At 63.8% G+C, this 23335-nt stretch carries 19 protein-coding genes; 17 read left to right on the forward strand and 2 right to left on the reverse strand.

All coding sequences use genetic code 11. The features are described from left to right. Nucleotides 1-410 precede the first annotated feature (410 nt). Nucleotides 411-830: an EF-hand domain-containing protein gene (locus EAH75_RS01040; protein ID WP_140652709.1), complete on the forward strand. Its 420-nt coding sequence runs from the start codon at nt 411-413 to the stop codon at nt 828-830. Between the two features lie 10 nt (nt 831-840). Here the strand turns inward: EAH75_RS01040 and EAH75_RS01045 are convergent, their stop codons facing one another. Beyond that, complete coding sequence (locus EAH75_RS01045) at nt 841-1296, reverse strand: cupin domain-containing protein (protein WP_140652711.1); 456 nt, start codon at nt 1294-1296, stop codon at nt 841-843. Between the two features lie 247 nt (nt 1297-1543). Between EAH75_RS01045 and EAH75_RS01050 the strand changes: the two genes are divergently transcribed. The 6 genes from EAH75_RS01050 (at nt 1544) to EAH75_RS01075 (ending at nt 7396) form a co-directional block, all read left to right on the forward strand. After that, nucleotides 1544-2821, forward strand: a complete 1278-nt coding sequence (locus EAH75_RS01050) for an NfeD family protein (protein WP_241668851.1) — start codon at nt 1544-1546, stop codon at nt 2819-2821. Nucleotides 2822-2957: 136 nt separating this feature from the next. Then, complete coding sequence (locus EAH75_RS01055; RefSeq protein WP_140652713.1) at nt 2958-3734, forward strand: slipin family protein; 777 nt, start codon at nt 2958-2960, stop codon at nt 3732-3734. Nucleotides 3735-3799: 65 nt separating this feature from the next. Further along, on the forward strand, nt 3800-4621 hold the full coding sequence (locus tag EAH75_RS01060) for an SAM-dependent methyltransferase (RefSeq protein WP_193557804.1): 822 nt from the start codon (nt 3800-3802) through the stop codon (nt 4619-4621). A gap of 142 nt (nt 4622-4763) precedes the next feature. Continuing rightward, a complete protein-coding gene (locus EAH75_RS01065; protein WP_140652715.1) occupies nt 4764-5030 on the forward strand; it encodes a hypothetical protein in 267 nt (88 codons plus the stop codon). A gap of 249 nt (nt 5031-5279) precedes the next feature. Next, complete coding sequence (locus EAH75_RS01070; protein WP_140652718.1) at nt 5280-5582, forward strand: hypothetical protein; 303 nt, start codon at nt 5280-5282, stop codon at nt 5580-5582. Nucleotides 5583-5617: 35 nt separating this feature from the next. After that, nucleotides 5618-7396: a GGDEF domain-containing protein gene (locus tag EAH75_RS01075; protein ID WP_343182722.1), complete on the forward strand. Its 1779-nt coding sequence runs from the start codon at nt 5618-5620 to the stop codon at nt 7394-7396. Between the two features lie 25 nt (nt 7397-7421). Here the strand turns inward: EAH75_RS01075 and EAH75_RS01080 are convergent, their stop codons facing one another. After that, nucleotides 7422-10181 (reverse strand): M14 family zinc carboxypeptidase, encoded by a 2760-nt coding sequence (locus EAH75_RS01080; protein WP_140803753.1) that lies wholly within the window; start codon nt 10179-10181, stop codon nt 7422-7424. A 232-nt stretch (nt 10182-10413) separates the two neighbouring features. Here EAH75_RS01080 and EAH75_RS01085 point away from each other — a divergent pair, with 232 nt between their 5' ends. From EAH75_RS01085 to EAH75_RS01130, 10 genes are all read left to right on the forward strand, one after another. Continuing rightward, on the forward strand, nt 10414-11187 hold the full coding sequence (locus tag EAH75_RS01085) for a class I SAM-dependent methyltransferase (protein WP_140803755.1): 774 nt from the start codon (nt 10414-10416) through the stop codon (nt 11185-11187). A gap of 127 nt (nt 11188-11314) precedes the next feature. After that, complete coding sequence (locus EAH75_RS01090) at nt 11315-11503, forward strand: oxidoreductase-like domain-containing protein (RefSeq protein WP_241668852.1); 189 nt, start codon at nt 11315-11317, stop codon at nt 11501-11503. A gap of 23 nt (nt 11504-11526) precedes the next feature. After that, nucleotides 11527-12297 (forward strand): dimethylarginine dimethylaminohydrolase family protein, encoded by a 771-nt coding sequence (locus tag EAH75_RS01095; RefSeq protein ID WP_140803759.1) that lies wholly within the window; start codon nt 11527-11529, stop codon nt 12295-12297. Between the two features lie 4 nt (nt 12298-12301). Then, nucleotides 12302-12772: a GNAT family N-acetyltransferase gene (locus tag EAH75_RS01100; protein ID WP_140803761.1), complete on the forward strand. Its 471-nt coding sequence runs from the start codon at nt 12302-12304 to the stop codon at nt 12770-12772. Nucleotides 12773-12917: 145 nt separating this feature from the next. Further along, nucleotides 12918-14165 carry a histidine kinase gene (locus EAH75_RS01105; RefSeq protein ID WP_343182723.1) on the forward strand — a complete coding sequence of 416 codons (1248 nt, stop codon included), beginning with the start codon at nt 12918-12920 and terminating at the stop codon, nt 14163-14165. Next, on the forward strand, nt 14158-14928 hold the full coding sequence (locus tag EAH75_RS01110; protein WP_140803763.1) for a LytR/AlgR family response regulator transcription factor: 771 nt from the start codon (nt 14158-14160) through the stop codon (nt 14926-14928). The genes EAH75_RS01105 and EAH75_RS01110 overlap by 8 nt, the downstream gene beginning before the upstream one ends. A gap of 368 nt (nt 14929-15296) precedes the next feature. Beyond that, a complete protein-coding gene (locus EAH75_RS01115; RefSeq protein WP_140803765.1) occupies nt 15297-16190 on the forward strand; it encodes an ABC transporter ATP-binding protein in 894 nt (297 codons plus the stop codon). A 12-nt stretch (nt 16191-16202) separates the two neighbouring features. Next, entirely contained in the window at nt 16203-19832 is a 3630-nt protein-coding gene (locus EAH75_RS01120) for a M1 family aminopeptidase (protein WP_140803767.1), read from the forward strand. Between the two features lie 133 nt (nt 19833-19965). Beyond that, the gene (locus EAH75_RS01125) at nt 19966-22689 is read left to right on the forward strand and encodes an Ig-like domain-containing protein (RefSeq protein ID WP_140803769.1); all 2724 of its coding nucleotides are present in this window, start codon (nt 19966-19968) and stop codon (nt 22687-22689) included. Nucleotides 22690-22810: 121 nt separating this feature from the next. Then, nucleotides 22811-23320 carry a DUF1993 domain-containing protein gene (locus tag EAH75_RS01130; protein ID WP_140803771.1) on the forward strand — a complete coding sequence of 170 codons (510 nt, stop codon included), beginning with the start codon at nt 22811-22813 and terminating at the stop codon, nt 23318-23320. The last annotated feature ends 15 nt before the right edge of the window (nt 23321-23335 follow it).

Raw genomic sequence — 23335 nt, forward strand, 5'->3', positions numbered from 1 at the left:
GCTGTGCTTAGGCCGACCACAGGCAGCAAGTGGCAATCCCGCGCGCATTAGTAACTTGCGCAGATGGGCATGCTCCGCCTTTGGCGCCAACGCGCATCTCTACGGCAATCACGTGACGCTGCTGTGGGACGTGGCCGAAGCCGTCGTTGTTTCCGTAGCAGGTTGCACTTGTTGCCCTTCGAATGGGTGCTGGCGGGCCGCTGCCAGCCAGGAATTGACTTGAAGTGCTTCAACGGTAGCTGTAAAGCCATTCGTTTCCATTATCCTGACCCGGCGGTCCGGCACTTACAAGGCGACGTTCCCTTGGCAAGTCAGCCACGGTCGCCGTTATTGTCATGAGATACAGTCATGCCGCGGGGAGTATCGCCTAATTCGTTCGAGGCGCTTTCATTCAATTGGGGATCACTATCATGGAAATTACGAGATTTGAGGGACTTCGCATTGCATTGGCGATCACTGGATTATCACTAGCTCTTGCTGTAATGGCGCAAAGTGTCACAAAGGACAATGTTGCAAATTCTCCGCTCTACTTTCCCCATATTGACAAGAATCATGACAATTACCTCAGCCGTTCCGAGATACCGACGGAGCTGCATGATTTGCGCACGCACTTTGACCAGTACGATCAAAATCATGATCATCGGCTTTCGGCGGCAGAGTACAGCAGCTACCTGACTGCCCTTGTTGCTGGAGCTTGCAATAGCAATCTGCAAAGTGCGAAGAATCCCAATTGCAATGGAAGCCCTGGCGCCATCGGTTCACTGCCGGGCAACAATTTCGGGCAACCCATCAGAGGGGCGGTATCTCCCCCGCCGCCACCATCGCACTGAGAGTGGCTGCTCAGGGATAACTCGTTCCATCCTTATGCGAGTAGTCAGCAGGCTCCGGCTCCAGGTGCAGGTCGATATCGGAATAGTTGCAGGTGTCGTCAGCGTGGCGGGTGCCGATGTCGAGATAGACGGCCGTCTCTTCAGCACGGTTGATCATGTGGTGACCATCGGGCACGTTCCTGGGGAAGGCTGCACAATCACCGGCGCGCAGCAACTGCTCGCCGGCATTGGTCAGCAGGGTCAGTTCGCCGGCCAGCACGTAGACGAACTCCTCCTCGCGGGTATGCCAGTGGCGCTGGCTTGACCATGAGCCCGGCGGCAGGTGCACCAGGTTGACGCCGACATCGGTCAGGCCGCCAGCGTGCCCCAGTGCCTGCCGGACACGAGCATTGACGGGTTCCGCATAGGGGGCGGGATAGTCCGAACCCCGGCGTTCGGGCACTTTGGCGATATCGATTTTCGGCATGGCTTGATCCATATAAGGCAGGGATGCATCCATTGTGCCTCTGCGGCGAGTTGCTGTGCCGCGTGGGCGAACGATCGGTTTCTGAACATTGGCCGCGTTACAGTGGCGACATCGCCGCTGATGTCTTGTGGGGGTCGGTGTGATGCGTTGGCTACGGCTGCTCTGGATGGCAGTTTTTTTCGCGATGCCGGTGCCGCTTGCATTCGCGGCCGGGCCAGTTGTCCCCGCGCGCGCGACAAACGCTGGCATGGTGGCGCAGATTGCGCTGGATGGCCCGATCGGCCCGGCCGCGGCAGAGTATTTCGATGATGCCTCGCAGCGTGCCGTGGCCGATGGCGCGGTAGCGATCGTGCTGCGGCTGGACACGCCCGGCGGCCTGGCCGACTCGATGCGGCAGATCATCGCCAGCATGCTGGCGTGCAAGCTGCCGGTGCTGGTGTACGTCGCTCCGGGCGGTGCGCGGGCGGCTTCGGCGGGCACGTACATCCTGTATGCCGGGCAGATTGCCGCGATGGCACCGGCCACGCACGTTGGCGCGGCGACACCGGTGCCGCTTGGCGGTGCCACGCCGATGCAGGATGCCAACGACAAGCCAGCGGCGACGGGCTCGTCTGCAAAGGACAAACCAGCCGATGGCGAGGATGCCGAGTCGCACAAGGTACTGAACGATTCCGTTGCCTACATGCGTTCGCTGGCGCAATTGCGCGGGCGCAACGTGCAATGGGCCGTACAGGCAGTGCGCGGCGCGGCCACGCTGACCGCCAGCGAAGCGGCGCAACAACACGCGATTGATTTCGTGGCGACGGACGTTGCTGATCTGCTGGCCAGGGCAGACGGTCGCAACGTGCAGGTGGGTGACCGCAGCGTCACGCTGCAGCTCAAGGGAGCATCCGTGCGTGACTACTCGCCGGGCGCACGCACGCGTTTCCTGGCAGTCATCACCAATCCCACCATCGCCTACCTTCTGCTGTTGGGTGGCATCTTCGGGTTGCTGCTGGAAGCGTTGCATCCCGGCGCGATGTTGCCGGGCATCGTGGGCGGCATCTGTCTGCTGGTCGGCCTGTATGCCCTGCAACTGCTGCCGGTGAATTACGCCGGGCTGGCATTGATGGCGCTGGGGATCGGCCTGCTGGTAGCCGAAGCGGTCATTCCCAGCGTGGGCGCGTTTGGTGCTGGCGGACTGGTCGCGTTCGTGATCGGCTCGGTGATGCTGATGAAGACCGGGGTGCCGGGCTACGGCGTCAACCTCGGCGTCATCGGCGGCCTTGCCACCGGAGCTGCCGCCTTGCTGGCGCTGGTCGTCTGGCTGGTCTTCCGTTCGCGGCGCGCCCATCAGGTCAACGGCGACGTCGCGATACTCACCGAGTTCGGCGAACTGCTGGAGCCGGTGAGTACTGGCGGCGAAGCCTGGGCGATGCTGCGCGGCGAGCGCTGGCGCGTGCGCTGCGACAGCGCATTGCCGGCCGGTGCGCGGGTGCGCGTGGTGCGACGGCAGGGACTGCTGCTGTGGGTTGAGCCAGTGTGATTCATGCGCGGAATCTGTTTGTGGGAGTGACTTCAGTCGAGATGCTCCTGCTCCGCGGACAATCCTCGATCGCGGCTGAAGTCGCTCCCACAAGCGAATGGTTTGGCAATCTCACCGATTTACAGGAGATAGCGTCATGTTCGGATTTTTCGGAATACTGGTAATCCTTGGTGTGTTGCTGCTGTTCTCCGCGGTGAAGATCCTGCCGGAGTACCAGCGCGGGGTGGTCCTGACCCTGGGCCGCTACACCGGGACCAAGGGCCCCGGGCTGGTGCTGCTGGTGCCGGCCGTACAGCGGATGATCCGGGTCGACCTGCGGGTGACCGTGATGGACGTGCCGCCGCAGGATGTGATCTCGCGCGACAACGTCTCGGTGCGCGTGAATGCGGTGGTCTATTTCCGTGTGGTGGAACCCGACAAATCCGTACTGCAGGTGGAGAACTTCCTGCAGGCCACCAGCCAACTGGCACAAACGCGTTTGCGCTCGGTGCTGGGCCAGCACGAGCTGGACGAGATCCTGTCGCAGCGCGATTCGATCAACCACACCTTGCAGACGATTCTCGACGAGGCCACCGACCCGTGGGGCATCAAGGTCGCCAACGTGGAGATCAAGGACGTCGACCTCAACGAGACCATGGTGCGCGCGATCGCTCGCCAGGCCGAGGCCGAGCGCGAACGCCGCGCCAAGGTGATCCACGCCGAGGGCGAGATGCAGGCCGCCGAGAAATTGCGCGACGCCGCTGCAATGCTGTCGCAGCAGCCGCAGGCGCTGCAGCTGCGCTACCTGCAGACGCTGGCCGACATGTCCAACAACGGCAAATCCTCGACCATCGTGTTTCCGCTGCCGCTGGACCTGATCCGGCCATTGATGGAGGCGTTTCCGGCAAAGTCCGATCCGGCCTCGAACCGCTGAACTGGCGCAGCCGTTCAAAGCGGGTGAATAATGCCGTTCACCTCCTGCCAAGACGAGCGATCACCATGGATGCAGCACGTTCACCCGGAAGCCTGGTCTGCGTGGGCCTCGGCATGACCCTGGGCTCGCACCTCGGTCCGCTGGCGCGCAGCCATATCGAACAGGCGGACGTGGTGTTCGCCGGGCTCTCCGACGGCATCGTCGAGATGTGGCTGAACCAGATGCACGCGGACGTGCGCAGCCTGCAGCCGTATTACCAGGAGGGCAAATCGCGGATGCAGACTTACCGGCAGATGGTGGAAGCCATCCTGACCGAGGTACGCGCGGGCAAGCGGGTATGCGGCGTTTTCTATGGACACCCCGGCGTGTTCGCCTGGGCCCCGCACAAGTCGATCGAGGTCGCCCGCAGCGAGGGTTATCCCGCACACATGGAGCCGGGCATTTCCGCCGAGGATTGCCTCTATGCGGACCTCGGCATCGACCCGGGCCGCTTCGGCTGCCAGCACTTCGAGGCCAGCCAGCTGCTGTTCTACCAGCGCCGGATCGATCCGACCGCCTACCTGGTGCTGTGGCAGGTGGGCCTGGTGGGCGACCAGTCGCTGGCCCGCTTCTCGACCGGCCCGGCCTACAAGCAGGTGCTGGTCGACGTGCTGGCGCGCGATTATCCGCTGGATCACGAGATCACCATCTACCGCAGCGCCACCTTGCCGATCCAGCAGGCACGGATCGAACGGGTGAAACTCGGCGACCTGCCGCAGGCGAAGGTCGAGATGGAGGATACGGTAGTGGTGCCTCCCGCTGCCCCGCTGCAGCCGAATGCGGAAATTCGCGCGCGGCTGGCCGAACTGGACCGGGCGGAGGGTGCAACTCCGGTGGGTATTCTGTGAGCAGGTAGACAAGTTGGTGTTGGCGGCGTCTCTACGATGGTTTGGCGCAGGTTTGCGGTTGCCGGTGGCTCTTGGTGGTTCTTGCCGTCTGGCAGCCGAGCGACCTGCGCAATTCCCAACTCATCACTATCTGGAGAGCGCCATGTCGAACATCATTGATTTCCTTGAAACCATCGGGCAAAACGCCAGCCTGCGCTATGCTTCGTCGGAGAAAATGCAGCATATGCTGGCCGACAGCCAGGTGGATAACGAGCTGCAGGAGGCTGTGCTGGCCGGGGATCAACAGCGGCTGTCGGAGTTGCTGAGGGCGAAGAATACCTGTTGCATGCTGATGCCGGGCCGAGTCAGCTGCCTGCTGATGTCCGGCATGAATGACGAAGATGAGATCCTTGGCGAACGGTGTGCCTGAGGTATTGACGGAGCATTGACCAGTGCCCAGGCTCGTTTGGGCGATGACCAACATGCCGTTGGGTGTCCATTGCAAAGGCAATCGTTTGGCGGATCGCTGATTCAATCCCAGCGCAGGGCTTGTGCCTTGCGCTGGGAGCAACGGAGGAAAGTGGTTTTTGTAAAATGCGCCTGACCGATATTTCGGTTATTGCGACAAGCAGCCGACACGATCAATAGCGAGACAGCCAATTATCAAGGGGGAGGGGAAATGCCGAACGTCATCGATTTTCTTGAACGAGCGGGACAGGACGCGCTGTTGAGACGTGCATCGCACGTTGAAGTGGAGCTTGCGTTGGCAAATGCGCAGATCGAGCCGGAGCTGCGGTCGGCAATTCTCGACCGCGATATTTCGCGGCTGGAAGCATTGCTGGGGCGTGGGCAGCTACTGTGCATGCAGTTCCCCGGCAAGGAGGACGAAGAAGAGGGGGAGGAGGACGATACTGAGGAAAGCCCGTCACGGGAAGGCGAGGAAATGGCTTTAAAGCCACGTTCTGCAGCACAGCTTCGGTAGTCTGACCGATGCTTGGATCGGGCAGGTTGCGCGTGGTGTTCTTCGCCATTTCGATCCTGCTCGCTTCCTTGCTGGCAGGCACGCTCTCTGCGGCTGTGCCTGCAACTGTAGACCCGGAGCAATTGCTCAGGCGAGCAGACACCATCAAGACATCGAACCATGCGGAGTTCGCGGAACTCCTGAAGCAGCTTGATGGTGAGACGATAAAACTGTCCGCGGAGCAGCAGTGGTACCTGCGTTTTCTCGATGCCTGGGAAGCCGCCTACAGTGGCGATTACAAGACCGCGACAACGTCGCTGAACGCCATAATGGATCAATCGCCCAGCACCACCCTGCGATTTCGCGCGGGTGCCACCTTGGTCAACATGCTCGGCATCGGACATCGCTACGAAGAAGCGTTCGCAAGACTGAGCCAGCTTCTCGATCAACTGCCGGAGGTTGACGACAAGGAGGCGCGCTTCCAGGGGTTGGGCGAAGCTGCGCAGTTGTACATTGAAGCGGGCCAGTACGACCTTGCCTTGAATTACGCGAATCAGCTGCTCGCTGAAAACTCGACGGGAGAATATGCCTGCAAAGGCAGGTATCTGGTGCTCGATGCGCGTTATCGCAGCGGCAAGCTGCAGGATATCGCCCGGCAATTCCAGGAAGGCATCGATGTCTGCGTCGATGTCGGTGGAACCCTTTTCGCCAACGGGATTCGCGCGGACATGGCGAGGTTCGAGATCCAGCAGGGGCGCGCGGCAGCAGCCATCAACCTCTTGCAAAGGAACTATGCCGAGGTCTTGGGCGCCAAGTACCAGAGTTTGATTTCACAGTTCGACGCACTGCTGGCAATGGCGTACTGGAAAGACGGTCAGGTTGCTCTGGCGGAGCAATTCGCTCACGACGCGATCAACAGCAGCATCAGGGACGAATACACCGAATCCCTGACCACGGCCTACGAGCTGCTTTACCGGATCAAGCTGCAGCAACGTGCTTTTGCTGCCGCGCTTTCCTGGCACGAGAAGTACATGGCGGCCGACAAGGCCTACTTGAACGACGTCGGTACGAAGGCGCTGGCGTACCAGGTTGTCAAGCAGCAGGTGCAGGCGAAAAAGCTCGAAGTCGAAACGCTGGGCAAGCAGAACCAGATACTGCAGCTGCAGCAGGCGCTGGACAGGAAAGCTTCCGAGACGAGTCGGTTGTATATCGCGTTGCTGCTCAGCGTGCTGGTCTTCATCGCGCTATGGGCTTACCGGATAAAACTTTCCCAACTGCGTTTCATGCGGTTGGCGCGTCGTGACGGACTTACGGATATCTTCAACCGGCAGCATTTTCTCAACGAGGCCGAGCTGCAGTTGCAGTATTGCCGCCGGGCCTCGCGCGATGCCTGTCTGGTGCTGATCGACCTCGATCATTTCAAGGCCATCAACGACACTCACGGCCATGCCGTGGGTGATCGTGTGCTGCAGCGCGCTGTCGGTGCCTGCAAGGCGCATCTGCGCTCGACCGACGTCTTTGGCCGCCTCGGCGGCGAGGAGTTCGGCATCCTGCTGCCCGAGTGCTCGCTGGAGCAGGTGCTGGCACGCGCCGACCAGCTTCGCGCGGCGGTCGCCTCGGCAGCGTCCGATGGAGACGATCTGGGCATCCAGATTTCCGCCAGCTTTGGCGTTGCCTGCTCGATCCGTTCAGGCTACGAGTTGCACTTGCTGCTGGTGCATGCCGACGAAGCGCTGTATCGGGCCAAGCGCGAAGGCCGCAACCGGGTCAGGGTCAGCGACGATGGTGCGGAAGCGTGCCACGGCGCCGAGGTGGTCTCCATCGAGAGGGTCTGATGAGTCCTGGCAGGCCGGCCATGCATCATGGGGAGTCCTTGACCGTGGCCTTGGCCGGTGGCATGTCCAGCTTGTCGAAGTTGACGATGGCGTTGAACACCAGCGGGTAACTGCCGATGGTTTCGCCGCGCCAGATCGGGTTGCTGGCGAACAGCAGCACGTGGCCCTTGCCGTAGCGGGCGTCCACCACGGCGGCGCGTTCGGCCATCTCGTCGCCGCTGTCGAGCAGGCCGGAGATCAACAGGTTCTTGGCATCGGCGTAGCGCAGGATCACCTGCGGGCGCTGCCCGACCGGAATGGCCCACGGGTTGTTGCGCATCTGTTCGGCATTCAGCGGCAACGCCTGCCACGGCTTGACGTCGGGCAGGGCCGGTGCCTCGATGGATGCGCGTCCTTCGGGTGTATCCGTGTCATGCGGGCCGCCACGGCCAGTCGGACGCTGGAAGTCCTTCGCGTTCGGCAGGCCGTGGTCGCCAGTGATCTGGTTGGACACGGTGAACGACTGGCCGGCGGCGCTGTACAGGGCCAGCTCGTCGCGGGTGTAGGTGGCGGCGATCGGGCTGCGGCGATCGACGAACTTCGCCTGCAGCACGCTGCCGACGACCTTGAGCTTGCTGCTTGGCGTGATGAACACGCCCGGTGCCATGCCGACGTCGATGGCGAAGCTCGCGGTATCCTCGGCGGTGATCAGCAGGCCGCCGGTTTGCACGAACCGCTTGAGACTGGCGACGCCGCTGGCGCCGAGGCCGGGACGGATGTCGTCGGTCGAGTCGATGTGACCGAGGTTGGGTGTCAGCGCCGTGGTTTTCCATGGCATCGGATTGCCCCACATCGGCAGGCCGTCGACGATCTGCTGTGTGCTGGTGCCACCGATCGGGCCGAACAGGATCACGTCGTACTTCGCGCGCAGGTTGCCGGCCTTCGCCACGTCCTGGGTGCTGATGTAGTCGTACGGCACCTGCAGCTTGTCCAGCGCCATTCGCCACCAACCTTCGGTCTGGGTACCCAGCCAGGTGTGCATCATCGCGATGCGCGGCAGCTTCGCGCGTGGCATGTCCAGCGCGGCAAGGCCCTGCGGCACGGTGATGGACTCAAGCACGCTCATCGGCGCCTTGAGGATCGCGTTGTCGGTGACGCGCACGACCTCCACGTCGAACAGGTCGCCCATCGACCAGCCGGTGTCGTCGTAGGGATGCTGCTGCGGATCTTTCGGCGACCAGTACTGGCGATCAAGCAAGGTGTCGACGATGCGCGAATACGGCTGGTCCATGCGCACCACGTAGCTACCGGCGGCGAAGGTCCGCGTTTTGGCCTTCTTGTCGTCGTCCTGCTTCGGCAACGTCACCGTGACCGGCGCGCTGCTGCGGCTGACCTCGGCATGCTGCAACTGCAGGATCCGCAGCAGCTGGGCGCGCGAGCCGCTGCGCTTGTCGTCGACCGGAAACACGTAGGCGGCCGGGCCGGCCTGCTGCGGCTTCTCGATCGAGCGCTTGCTCTTGAGGTAGAAGTTCTTCAGGAACTGCTGACCGTTGCCGGAGAAATAATTCAGCGCGGTGAGCAGGCCGGTCTGCTGGTAGTTGTTGTTGTTGCGCTGCGACCACAGCACGGTCGGCAGGGGCGGGTTGGGCTTGTACCAGGTGCGCTGGTACTCGGCGGGTTCGAGAATGCGCTGCACGGTGTCGGCGCCGTCGTTGCCGAAGGTTTCGTACAGCCGGCTGATGCCGTTGTGCATGGCGGCGATGAACATCAGGTAGCCCGGGCTCCACGTATCGAAGTCGCCATGGGTGAACACGCCGGGCATGCCGAGCGTGGTCATCTGCTGCACGTTGTCCCAGCCGAGCTGCTGCCACTCGCCAGTGAGGATCGGGTCGATCCACGCGTTGTACGGGCCATCGCCCACGGTGTTGTCGTACAGGAACGGCACCGATTCATGCAGGTCGTGCAGCACCTGCGCGTGCCAGCCGACGAAGGTGTCGGCCACGTTGCGGGTGAGGTTGAGCGTCATCCCCATCGCATCGCGGTTGTTGTCGTGCGCCACGTAGTGGCCCCAGTACAGCAGCGGCGGATAGCTCTGACCCGGGTGCGCCAGGTGCCAGTTGTACAGGTCGACCATGCGGTCACGACCATCGACCTCGACGATTGGCGTGATCAGCGTGACCACGTGAGAGCGGATGTGCTGGATGTACGGCGCATCGTCCACGGCCAGACGATAGGCCAGCTCCATCAACGCGGTGGGCGAGCCGGTTTCGGTGGAGTGGATGGTGCCGGTGATGTAGTAGACCGGCGTGGATTGCGCGATCAGCTGGTCGGCCGTGGCGTCGTCCATCTTGATGCTGCGCGGATCGCCCAGCTTGGCCAGACGCGCCTTGTTCGCGTCGATATCGGCCAGCACGCTTTCGTCGGCGATCGCCACCGCGATCATCTCGCGGCCTTCCTCGCTCTTGCCGATCGAGAACACCTTCACCCGCGGACTGGCTGCGGCCAGCGCACGGAAGTAGCGGTAGACGTCGGCCGAGTAGGGCAGGTAGTTCGGCGCGCCGGAAATGTGCCCGAGTACTTTCTCCGGCGTCGGCACGCTGGCGGAGGCGGGCAGGTAGTCGGTCAGCGGCGAGTTGAACGAGGGATCGGTGGTGAACTTCAGGATCTGCGCGGTATAGACCTGGTCGATCGGCTGGCCCGGCGCGCGGGCGTAATCCGTGGGTCCACCGGTAGCGGTCGCCGCATGAGTGCCGAGGGTGCCCAGCGCCAGCAGGGCGCTCAAGGAAATCCGGATGGACATGTGCATGGTGAGCCTTCCCCAGTGGCCGACGACAGCCGATCGCTGCACTTTGCCAGAGCCCGGGGGATCGTGTGTAGCCCATCGGTTGGGTAGGGAACCCGATAAGCCTGCCGCGCATTCCAGTCGACCGGGCGGAATGACGAGTGGCAGCTGGCCGCCCGTGCCAAGCGGCACAGGTTCGGCGTCGCCGTTCGGGAGCACAATCGGCGCTACCTTGCCCCCACTGCGGAGATACGTCATGCGCCAGACTGTGCTTTCTGTGTTGTTGGCCCTCGCGCTGCCTACGGTTGCGCTGGCCCAGGCCTCGAATCTGCATAGCGGCGCGATCACCGCCGTAGTGCAGAAAGCGGTCGACGATCCGGCCCGTCAGGCCGACAAGGCCGACGATGCCCGCCGCAAGGCGGCCCTGGTGATGACCTTTGCCGAGGTCAAGCCGGGTCAGAAGGTGCTGGAACTGATTCCCGGCGGCGGCTATTTCACCCGCGTGTTCAGCGCGATCGTGGGGTCGCAAGGCCATGTCTACACGGTGTGGCCGGACGAGTATGCGAAGGAGGCCGAATCGGATGTGACCGCGATGCGCAAGCTCGCGGCGCAGCCGCATTACGCCAACATCAGCCTGCTTACCCAGCCGGCGAATCAGCTGAGTTCGCCGGTGCCGGTGGATCTGGTGTTCACCTCGCAGAACTATCACGACTATCCCGACAAGTTCATGGGCAAGGTCGATCCCGCCGTGCTCAACAAGCAGGTGTTCGATGCGCTCAAGCCCGGCGGCCTGTGGGTGATCATCGACCACGTGGCGCCGGCGGGCTCCGGCATGGCCGATACCGAGACGCTGCACCGGATCGATCCGGCCATCGTGAAAAAACAGGCGGAAGCGGCTGGTTTCGCGTTCGACGGCGAGAGCAACGCCCTGCGCAACCCGAATGATCCGCACACCATCAAGGTGTTCGACAAGTCGATACGCGGCCACACCGACCAGTTCATCTACCGCTTCCGCAAGCCGGCAAAATAACCTGTGCCAAGCAAGCCAGCCGCGTCCCGAAGGCGCGCGGCTGGCTTGAGCTGCACCGGCCATTCGCTGCATCATCCGGGCATCGCGGCGGAGTTTCCGCCGAATGCGCGATGCCGACAGGAACGCCGTGAGTCCCACTGACCCCGCCTCGCCGGTGCACAATCCGGCCGATGATCCACCACCGCGACACCCGGCCGAGCCAGGCGCCGCCGATTGCTGTGGCGAAGGTTGCGTGCGTTGCGTGTACGACCTCTACGAGGACGCGCTCGAACGCTACCAGGCCGAGCTGGCTGCCTGGCGTGCACGTCACCCCTGAGTTGCACGCTCCCAGGAAGTTCCATGTGGATTGCCATCACCCGTGAAGTCAGCCCTGTTCTCGGCGACTGCGAACTGTCGTACGTCCCGCGCGAAGCGATCGACGTGGCCCGTGCCCGTACGCAGCATCGCGATTACCAGCGCACACTGGAAACGCTGGGCTGCCGTCTGCTGACCCTGCCGGCGGAAGCAGGCTTGCCCGATTCGGTCTTCGTCGAGGACGTGGCGATCGTGCTGGACGAGGTCGCGGTGCTGACCCGTCCCGGCGCATCGTCCCGTCGTGCCGAAGTGGCCAGCGTGGCCGAGGTGCTGCGTCGTTATCGGCCGGTACTGGCGATCGATGCACCGGGCACGCTCGATGGCGGTGACGTGCTGCGCGTCGGTCGCACCCTGTACGTCGGCGAATCGGCGCGCAGCAATGCAGAAGGCATCGCGCAGTTGCGCGAGCTGCTGGCCGGCCATGGCTACACGGTGCTGGGCGTGCCGACCCGCGGCTGCCTGCACCTGAAATCCGCGGTGACCCAGCTCGACAATGGCACCGTGCTGCTGCAGCCGGCGCGGGTGGATCGCGCGCGGTTCGCCGGCTTCCGCGTGATTGAGGTCGACCCCGCCGAACTGCACGCCGCCAATGTGCTGCGCATCGGCGACGCACTGGTGATGCCGGCCAACTTTCCGCGTACGCGGCAGCGGCTTGTCGACGCCGGCCTTGACGTGACTACCGTCGACGTTTCCGAATTGCAGAAGGCCGAAGGCGCAGTGACCTGCTGCAGCCTGGTGTTTCGCGTGGAGGCTTGAGCCGATGGATATCCGCTATCGCCTCGGCCGAACGCAGGATGCGGTTGCCATCGGCGTGCTGGCGCGCCGCGTGACCCAGCGCTGGATCCTGCCGGAACAGCCTGCCAGCGCGGCCGGCCCGCTGCTCTACGGCATGAGCGCGAAGTCGATCCGGCAGAAGATGCAGGACGGCCAGCGCTTTCATCTCGCCTGGCAGGATGACGGGCGCCTGGCTGGAGTGGCGGCGATGCGCGGCGACTCCCACCTGTTCCAGTTCTTCGTGAGTACGCGCCTGCATGGCCAGGGTATTGCGCGTCAGCTGTGGCAGCGCACGATGCGCGATGCGATACGCCGCGCCGGCACGCGCCATTTCACCTTGAAGGCCTCCGCGATGGCGCTGCCGGTCTACCTGCACTTCGGTTTCGTGCCAAGTGGGCCGTTGCTGGTCAGCGATACCGGTCTGGCCACCCAGCCGATGCACCTCGACCTGCCATGAGCGGGTCGGCAGCCGGGTGCGGAAGGCTCCGCGCTGACTTCGACGTGTTTTGTCGTCGCTGACGCGATTTCATCGCGACAGCGGGGATTTCCGGGAATGCGTTCACTATGCTCGACCGCAACCCCAGATATCCGGAACCACCGACGTGATCAGAAGCTTTCTTTTCTACGCCCGCCTCGTCATCGCGTGGTACCTGCTGTTCCTGGTGCTGTTCATTGCGGCGGACTGGATCTGGGCGCCGTTGGGCAACGCCATGGCACTGGTGGGGCTGGTGACGGTGATCTTCGTGATCATCCGCGCCCATTCGCACCTGCGCCGGGTGCGCATGCTCAACGGCGGCAAGCTGGATGCCACGGCGCTGGCCAGCCGGCAGCACCGGCAGATCGAGATGCCGTTCGAGGCGGATGAGGCGTTCGACCTGCTGGAAGCGGCGATCCGCAAGCTGCCAGGCATCGAGCACATCGACAGCGTGCGAAACCGCCTGGAGGTACGCGCGGTGGTGACGTATTCCGACCCCTACGGCATCAAGCTGCTGGGGCGTTACGACCCGATGGGCTGGATCGTCAGCCAGCGCAACCGCGTACTGGCCACGGTGACCCGCGGCGACGGCAACAGCAGCCTGACGCTGATCTTCGAGCCGGCATCCGCGCCCTGGAGCGACTGGCTGCAGGTCGACGACGGCATCAATCTGGAGCACGCCAAGGCGGTCACCCACGCGATCACGCTGGCGATGGCCGAACACCGGCGCGGCGAGCAGGCGGCGGCAGCGCAGACCATCACCGAGAAGGAACTGGCCATCGCGAAACTCAGCCTGCTGCAGGCGCAGGTGGAACCGCATTTCCTCTACAACACGTTGGCCAACGCGCAATACCTGGTGCGCAGCGATGCGGCGGCGGCGGACGAGATGCTCGGCCACCTGATCCAGTATTTGCGCCATTCGCTGCCGCGCACCGACCACGCGCTGTCCACCCTGGGCGACGAGCTGGAGCGCTCGCGCGCGTATCTGGAAATCCTGAAGATCCGCATGGGCCCGCGCCTGACCCTGCAGATCGACGTGCCCGACGAACTGCTGGCAACGCCGATGCCACCAATGATGCTGCAGACCCTGGTCGAGAACGCGATCAAGCACGGACTGGAGCCGCGGCCCGGTGAAGGCACGGTGTGGATCTTCGCGCGCCGCCACGCTGCGCTGGTGGCGGTGACCGTGGCCGACGACGGGCTAGGGTTCAACACGCAAGCCAGCAGCGGCATCGGCCTGAAGAATGTGCGCGAACGCCTGCAGCTGATCTACGGTGCCGCGGGCACGCTGGTCATCGCCGCCAATTTCCCGCAAGGTGTCGCCGCCACGATCAGCGTTCCCGCCGACGTGGCCGGAGGTCAGCATCATGGCTAAGGCCGTTGTCGCCGAGGACGAAGCGTTGTTGCGTCAGGCCTTGCTGGCCGCGCTTGGCGAGGCCTGGCCGCAGCTGGAAATCGTTGCGGAATGCGAGGACGGCGCCAGTGCGCTGGAAGCGATCGCCGAGCATCGTCCCGATGTCGCCTTCCTGGATATCCGCATGCCCGGCCTGACCGGACTGGAAGTGGCGACGGCCAGCGCCGAAGCCAGCCCTGCCACCCAGATCGTGTTCGTCACCGCCTACGACCAGTACGCCATCGGCGCGTTCGAGCGCGGTGCGATCGACTATCTGCTCAAACCCATTGCCGCCGACCGCCTCGCCGCCACCGTGCAGCGCGTGCAGGCGCGAGCCGCCGCCGGACATAACGATGCCGCGGCACTGGCGGCATTGATCAGACAGCTCGGCGCGCGCGCGCCGGAAGCCAGAGCCGAACCGCCGTTGAGCTGGATCACCGCCAGCACCGGCCGCGAAACACGGCTGATCCTGCTCGACGACGTCGTCTACTTCCGCGCCGACAACAAGTACACGACGGTGATGACCGCCGACGGCGAGGCGCTGCTGCGCAAGCCGATCCGCGAGCTGCTTGACGTGCTCGATCCGGCCGTGTTCAAGCAGATCCACCGCTCGACCATCGTCAACATGAAAGCCGTCGCCTCGATCGTGCGCGACGACACCGGCAAGGGCATCGTGCGGCTGCGCCAGCGATTGGAAACACTGACGGTGAGCCAACCGTTCATGGTGCTGTTCCGGAATATGTAGCGGGTCGCTTTCCGCGAGTATCCGCCAGTGTTCCGTCATTCCCGCGAAGACGGGAATCGCATTTTTCCTTTGGCTTCGATTGCCAAACTGCATGAGCGCGTCGCCGTCGTGGTGCGATTCCCGCCTTCGCGGGAATAACGAGATGTGGGGATGAGGTTGTCGGTAGTTGCATGGACGTCTTGAAAACCATGTCGCCCGCACATCGCACGAATCCTTCCACACCGCAGACACTACGCTTCGTCGCCGCGAATCGTGCTTCGTCGCAACAGCGGGGATTTCCACGCCGGCGCTGACTAGTCTAGTTGTCACTCCCGGACCGGTCGAAACCTCCGCCGAATCCGGGAAGTCATTCCACGACAGGGGATCCCATGCTCACCATCCGCCATCTCGGCAAGACCTACGCCAACGGCGTGCGCGCGCTCGACGACGTCAGTCTCGACATTCCGCGCGGCATGTTCGGGCTGCTCGGCCCCAACGGTGCCGGCAAGTCATCGCTGATGCGCACGCTGGCCACGCTGCAGGAGGCCGATCGTGGCAGCGCGACGCTGGAAACCGCAGGCGGAAAATCCATCGACGTGTTGCGCGAGACCGGCCTGCTGCGCCGCCAGCTCGGTTATCTGCCGCAGGATTTCGGGGTGTATCCGAAGGTCAGCGCACGCGACCTGCTGAATCACTTTGCCGTGCTCAAGGGCATCACCGCGCGCGGGCAGCGCCGCGAGGTCGTCGATGCGTTGCTTCAGCAGGTCAATCTGTGGGACGTGCGCAAGCGCAAGCTGGGCACGTTTTCCGGCGGCATGCGCCAGCGCTTCGGGATTGCGCAGGCGCTGCTCGGCGACCCACGATTGGTCATCGTCGACGAGCCCACCGCGGGACTGGATCCGGAAGAGCGCAATCGTTTCCTCAATCTGCTTGCCGAGATCGGCGAGAACGTGGCGGTGATCCTCTCGACCCATATCGTCGAGGACGTCACCGACCTGTGTTCGAGCATGGCGATCATGAACAAGGGGCAGGTGCTGCTGACCGGCAAACCTGTCGATGCGATCGCGGCGCTGGTGCAGCAGGTGTGGCGCAAGCGCATCGACAAGAGTGCGCTGGCGGATTACGAATTGCGTCACACGGTGCTGTCGACGCGGCTGGTGGCGGGCAGTCCGGTGATTCATGTGTTCAGTGGCGAACGTCCGGAGGCGGGCTTCGAGCCCGTCGCGCCTGCTCTGGAGGACGTGTATTTCCAGCGCCTTCGTCTGCACGCCCAAGCTGCCTGAGCGGAGCCCGACATGACTTTCGAGTTCCTCCGTTTCGAACTGCGCGGGCAGCTGCGTTCGCCGCTGCTGTGGCTGCTGGCCGCGTTGTTCGGTGCGCTGGCGCTCGGCGCCGGTTCCACCGATGCGATGCAGATGGCGGGTGGCGTCGGCAATGTGCTGCGCAATGCGCCCACGGTGACCGCGACGCTGCTGGTGTTCTTCACCTTGCCCGGCATGCTGGTGATCACTGCCTTCATCGCCAGTGCGTTGCTGCGCGATTTCGAGCAGGGCACGGCCGAGCTGATCTTCTCCAGCCCGGTGCGCAAGCGTGATTACCTGGCGGGCCGACTGGGTGCGGCGCTGCTGGCGAGCCTCGGTGTCTACCTGGTCGCTGCGCTGGGGTTGTTTGCCGCGCCGTTCATGCCGTGGGTCGAGGCGCAGCTGTTCGGGCCGGTGTCGCTGGCGCCGTACCTGTGGTCGTTCGCGGTGATGGTGCTGCCGAACCTGCTGGTCACCGGCGCACTGCTGGCCTTGCTGGCTGCACTTACGCGCAGCGTGTTGTGGGTCTACATCGGGGTGCTCGGTTTGCTGGTGATGTACGGGGTCAGCGCGATGTTGCTCCGGGACGTCGAAAACGCCGGCATCGCCACGCTGATCGAACCGCTGGGCATCCGCGCATTGTCGCGCGCGCTGCGTTACTGGTCGTCAGCGGAACGCAACACGGAGCTCCCCGCGGTTGCCGGCTACCTGCTGGCGAACCGCGCACTGTGGCTGACCGGTGCGCTGGTGCTGCTGGTCGCGACTTTCGCACTGTTCAGGACCGAACGCAGCGGCACCTCACGTCGTCGCTGGGGACGCAACACGTCAGTCGTCGCGACGAATGGAACGCGTCGTTCTCACCCCGCATCGGCAACCGTCATACGCGTGACGCCGACATTCACCGCAGCCACCCCATGGCGGCAGTTCGTGCAGCAGGTCCGCTTCGACACGCTGGGTGTGTTCAACAGCGTGACGTTCCTGCTGATGCTGGTTGCCGGACTGGCGAGCTTCGTTCCCGCCGCGTTGATGCGCGAGAGCATGTACGGCACCGGCATCCATCCGCTCACCTCGCAGATGCTGTCGGCGCTGGAGAACAGCTACAGCTTTCTGCTGGTCGTGGTGGTGCTGTTCCATGCCGGCGAACTGGTGTGGAAGGAGCGCGGCGCGAAGATCAACGAAGTCACCGATGCCATGCCGCTGCCGAACGCGGTGCCGTTGCTGGCAAAGTTCATCGCGTTGGTGGCGGTGATCGCGAGCTTCCAGGCGGTCGGCGCGCTCGCATCGATGCTGATCCAGCTGGACAAGGGATACACGCGGCTCGAGCCGACGCTGTATGTGGAACGACTCGCGCTCGACTCGGTGCTCTACGTGCTGATGGGTGGGTTGGCGCTGGTATTTCAGGTGTTCGCGAACAACAAGTTCGTCGGCTATGCGCTGCTGTTGCTGGTGATGATCGGGCAGGGCATGCTCGGCTCGCTCGACCTCACCAGCAACCTGTACAACTTCGGCAGCTGGGCGAACGCGCCGTACTCGGACATGAACGGCTACGGCCACTTCCTGCCGGGGCAGCTGTGGTTCCAGGCGTATTGGGGCTGGTTCCTGGCGGCCTTGATGTCGCTCGCCTGCGCGTTCTGGGTACGCGGCGTGGCGATCGGCCGCCGTCGGCGCTGGTCGCTCGCCACCCAGCGATTGCGCGGTCGGTCCGGCGCGCTTCTGGCAGTTGGCGTGATCGGTTTCGCGGCCGTTGGCGGGTTCCTGTTCTGGAACACCAACATTCGCAACACGTTTCTCTCGCCGGAGCAGCAGCTCGACCTGCAGGCTCGCTACGAGCGCGACTACAAGCGCTACGAGAACCTGCCGCAGCCGAAGATCGTGGCGGCCTCGATCGACGTCGACCTGCATTCGGAAACCCAGTCGATGCGCGTCGATGGCCGTTATCGCGTGCGCAACAACGGGACACAGCCGATCCGCGACGTGCACATCGACATGGGCGATCAGGATGTTGCACTGACCCGCATGGACTTCGGCGGAGCCGAGCTGGTCACCCATGACAAGCCGCTCGGCTACCGCATCTATCGGCTGCAACAACCGCTGCAACCGGGCGCCGAGCGCGAGATCGCGTTCACGCTCGACTATCACCCGAACGGCATCACCGCCGATCAGGCGCAGACGGCGCTGGTCGCCAACGGCAGTTTCTTCAACAACCGGATGCTTCCGCGCTTCGGTTACCGGGAACGGATGCAGCTCACCGACCGCAACGAGCGGCGCAAGCGCGGGCTCGGCGAACCCAGCCGCATGCACAAGCTGGAAGATCAGGCCGCGCGCGCCGGCAGCTATCTCACCGACGATGCCGACTGGCTCGATTTCAGCACCACCATCTGCACCGCGCCGGATCAGATCGCGCTGGCGCCTGGCGTCTTGCAGAAAACCTTCATCCGCGATGGCCGCCGCTGCTTCAGCTACGCGACGGAGCGACCGATGGAGAATTTCTACGCCTACCTGTCGGCGCGCTGGCTGGTGAAGAAGGGCGAATACATGAGCGTCTCCGGCCGAAAGGTTCCGATCGAGGTTTACTACGACCCGAAGCATCCGTGGAACGTCGACCGCATGATCCAGGCGGCGCGGACCGCGCTGGCGTACTACGAGACCAACTTCAGTCCGTATCCGTTCCGACAGCTGCGCATCCTGGAATTTCCCGATTACGCGCGGTTCGCGCAGAGCTTCGCCGGCACCATCCCGTATTCGGAGTCGCTGGGCTTCATCACCGACCTGCGCGACAGTGACGCGATCGACTACGTGTCCTATGTCACCGCGCATGAAGTCGCTCATCAGTGGTGGGGGCACCAGGTGATCGGCGCCAACGTGCAGGGCGCGACAGTGCTGTCCGAATCGCTGGCGCAGTACTCCGCGCTGATGGTGATGGAGCATATCTACGGCCGCGACAAGATGCGTCGTTTCCTCCGCTACGAACTGGACGAGTACCTCGCCGGCCGTGGCCGCGAAGCGCTGGACGAAATGCCGCTGTACCGGGTCGAGAACCAGCCGTACATCCACTACAACAAGGCCTCGCTGGTGTTCTACCGGCTGCGCGAGGAACTGGGCGAGGATGTGCTCAACCGCGCCTTGCGCAAGTTCGTCGCGGCGAAGGCCTATCAGAGGCCGCCGTATACGACGTCGCTGGAACTGCTCGATTTCATCCGTGCCGAGGCGAAGCCGGAACAACAGGCGCTGATCACCGACCTGTTCGAGAAGATCTGCTTCTACGACGATCGCGTCGTCGACGCCACGGCGATGAAGCGCAGCGATGGCAGGTACGACGTCATCCTCCGGCTGCATGCCGCCAAGCGCTATGCCGACGGCAAAGGCAACGAGACTGCCGGCACGCCGGACGACTGGATGGACATCGGCGTATTCGCGCGGGGGCCGTCGGGCAAGGAAAGCGGCGAGAAGGTGCTGTACCTGCAGCGCCATCGCATCACCAAGGAGAATCAGAGCATCAACGTGGTCGTCGATCAGGCGCCGTACGAGGCCGGTATCGATCCGTACAATAAGCTGATCGACCGCGTGCCATCGGATAACCGCATGCGTGTCTCGTTGCAGGGCTCGGGGTCGGGCGATTACTGACGGTCACCGTTCGACGCCGGTGTGACGCATTCGACACTGCCACGGCATCTACGAATTTTGGTCATACCCCTGCAAGCATTCGTCGCCTATAAACACGCCGGGGGAATCCTTGCCAACGCGTAGGGATCTAGCGATGCAATTGAAAACAATGATCGCCCGCAGCCTCGTGCTTGCGGGTCTGGTGTTCTGTTTGCCGACGCTGGCTGCGCCGGTGTTGCCGGATCACCAGGAGTTCGACGCTGCCTTGCAGGTGCCGTTCCGGGCCAGCGCGGAACGCTCCATCGTGATGCACTTCGAATACCCCGGCGCCACCGCGGGTACGCCGGTGGCGTGGCAGATCGCGCTGCTCGACCACAGCGGAAACGTGCTGCGGGAGTGGAACGGCAACTCCGTGCTGCATACGCGCACGGCTCGGGCCAGCGTCAGCTGGGATGGTTTCGACAGCCGGCACCATGCGTTGCCGGCGGGTTATTACACCGTGCGCCTGCGCGCGATTGCGCTGGACGACGACAACGCACGTCGCATCGGCACCGGCATCGCGACGAACGCGCTGGCGTTGGCCACGCGGCTTGCACCGACCCGTATCACCGAGCAGCGTTACGACATTCAGGTTGGCCAGGTCGCGGCTGCCGCCATGCCTGGCTTCAGTGGACTGCCGCAGCACGGCGGTGCGCATGCCATGTCGGTCGGCGCGAGCGGACTGCCGTACACGATCTGGTACGGCAACCTGCACAGCCAGACCAACCACAGCGACGGCGGCGGCGACCTCGCCACCTGCCATGGCGAGCAGAGCCCGCAGAGCAGCGCGTATGGTCCGGCTGACGCCTATCAGTATGCGATGAACCGTGGCCTGGACATGCTGATGACGTCCGAGCACAACCACATGTTCGACGGTTCCACCGGCACCAATGCGTCGGCCAACCCGGCCACCGCGCACAACCTGTTCGCCTCGGGCCTGCAGGCCGCGGCCACATTCCGGGCCGCGCACCCGAATTTCCTGTCGATCTACGGTCAGGAATGGGGCGTGATCAGCAACGGCGGCCACATGAACATCTTCAACGCCGATGGCCTGATCGAGTGGGAGAAAAACAGTGCCGGCCAGCTGATCGGCGATTACGAGATCGCCAAGGGCGACTACGGTTCGCTGTACACGCTGATGAAGAGCAAGGGCTGGATCGGCCAGTTCAACCACCCGGCGCAGAGCGGCCAGTTCAATGTCGGCGGCACCGACTTCGGCTACGCCGCCGACGGGGATCAGGTGATGGTGCTGGCCGAGGTGCTGAACAGTTCGGCGTTCTCGGTCAACACCACCGAATCGGAAACCAGCCGGCCCAATTACGAGGCAGCGTTCAACACCATCCTCGAACGCGGCTACCACGTGGCGCCCAGTTCGGATCAGGACAACCACTGCGCCAACTGGGGCGCCAGCTTCACCAACCGCACCGGCGTGCTGATTCCGACTGGCGCCGCGTTGAGTCTGGACAGTTTCCTTGATGCCCTGCGCGCGCGCCGTGTGTTCGCCACCGAGGACAAGACCGCGCAGATCGTGTTGACGGCGAACGGTCACGTGATGGGCGAGCGCTTCAGCAACAGCGGCCCGCTGACGCTAATCGTCAACTACGCCAGTTCATCCGGCCAGACCGCACAACGCGTGCAACTGTTCGAGGGTGTGCCGGGCAGCAATGGCACCGTGAGCAGTCCGTCGGAGACCTCGACAACCACGGTTACGCCAACGGCCGGCGACCACTTCTACTACGCCAAGATCACCCAGGCCAACGGCCTGCGGCTGTGGTCGGCGCCGGTGTGGGTGACCGAGGGCTCCGGTGGCGGTGGTGGCGACACCACGGCGCCCACGGCAACTGCCAGCGAAAGTGGCAGCAGCGGCACCATCACGTTCAACGCCACGGCGAGCGACAACGTCGGCGTGATCCGGGTGGAGTTCTATGTCGACGGTGCGCTCAAGGCCACCGACAGCAGCTCGCCGTACAGCACTACGCTGGACTCGACGACGCTGGGCGATGGCACGCATGCGCTGGTCGCCAAGGCGTACGACGCGGCTGGCAACGTGGGCAGCAGTGGTTCGGTCAGCTTCAGCGTGTCCAACAGCAGCGGTGGTGGCGACACCACGGCGCCCACGGCAACTGCCAGCGAAAGCGGTAGCAGCGGCACCATCACGTTCAATGCCACGGCGAGCGACAACGTCGGCGTGACCCGCGTGGAGTTTTATGTCGACGGTGCGCTCAAGGCCACCGACAGCAGCTCGCCGTACAGCGCTATGTTGGATTCGACCACCCTTGCCGATGGCACGCATGCGCTGGTCGCCAAGGCGTATGACGCAGCCGGCAATATCGGCACCAGCACTTCGGTCGGTTTCAGCGTCTCCAACGGTGGTGGCACGACCCAGCCGATTGGCAATGGCGGCTTCGAGAGCGGCTCTACCGACTGGACGCAGACCAGTGGTGTGATCACCAGCGACAGCGGTGAGCCGGCCCATGCGGGGAGCTGGAAGGCCTGGCTCGATGGTTACGGTGCAACGCATACCGACTACGTGCGTCAGCAGATCAGCATCCCCGCCGGTGCGTCCAGCGCAACCCTGGACTTCTTCATGCACGTGGACACGGCGGAGCCGAAGACCACCGCCTACGACAATCTGCAAGTGCAGGTGATCACCTCCACCGGCAAGGTCCTCACGCTGGCCACCTTCTCCAACAAGGATGCGGCCAACGGCTATCAGGAGCATACGATCAGCTTGAACGCCTACAAGGGACAGACTCTGCGGATCAGTTTCAACGGCGTGGAAGACAGCACCAAGCAGACCTCGTTCGTGATCGACGACGTCAGCGTCAAGGTGCAATGAGCCGGCGGACGGGAGGCGCACAGGCGCCTCCCGTCATGCGATGCCGCATGGCGGGTAGTGCGGCCGGCCTCGACGGGCAACGGGCTACACTGCGTGGATTACCCAACGCAAGGAACTGTTCGTGACCGATGCCATGTACACCAGCTCCATTCCCGTTTTCAGGCAGATGCTCGGTGGCCTCGCCGCGATCCTGGCCAAGGCCGAGGCGCATGCAACCGAAAAGAACATCGAGCCGGCAGCATTGATCCAGGCGCGGCTGTTTCCGGACATGTTCCCGCTGGCGAGGCAGGTGCAGATTGCCTGCGATTTCGCGCGGGGCGTGTCGGCGCGGCTGGCTGGCGCCGAGGTGCCGAAGTTCGACGACGACGAGCAGACCTTCGCGCAGCTGCGCGACCTGATAGCCCGCACGATCGCGTTCATCGACGGCTTTGCACCGGCACGGTTCGAAGGTGGCGCGCAGCGCGAGATCGTGATCCGGCCGGGCACGCCAAAGGAACGCCATTTCACCGGCCAGGCGTATCTGCTCAGTTACGGGTTGCCGCAGTTCTTCTTCCACGTCACCACGGCTTATGCACTGTTGCGGCACAACGGTGTCGAGATCGGCAAGCGCGACTACATGGGCCAGTACTGAGCCGGGTGAAGCGTG

Origin of the sequence: Rhodanobacter glycinis (genome assembly GCF_006438785.1) — a bacterium.
Classification (GTDB): domain Bacteria; phylum Pseudomonadota; class Gammaproteobacteria; order Xanthomonadales; family Rhodanobacteraceae; genus Rhodanobacter; species Rhodanobacter glycinis_A.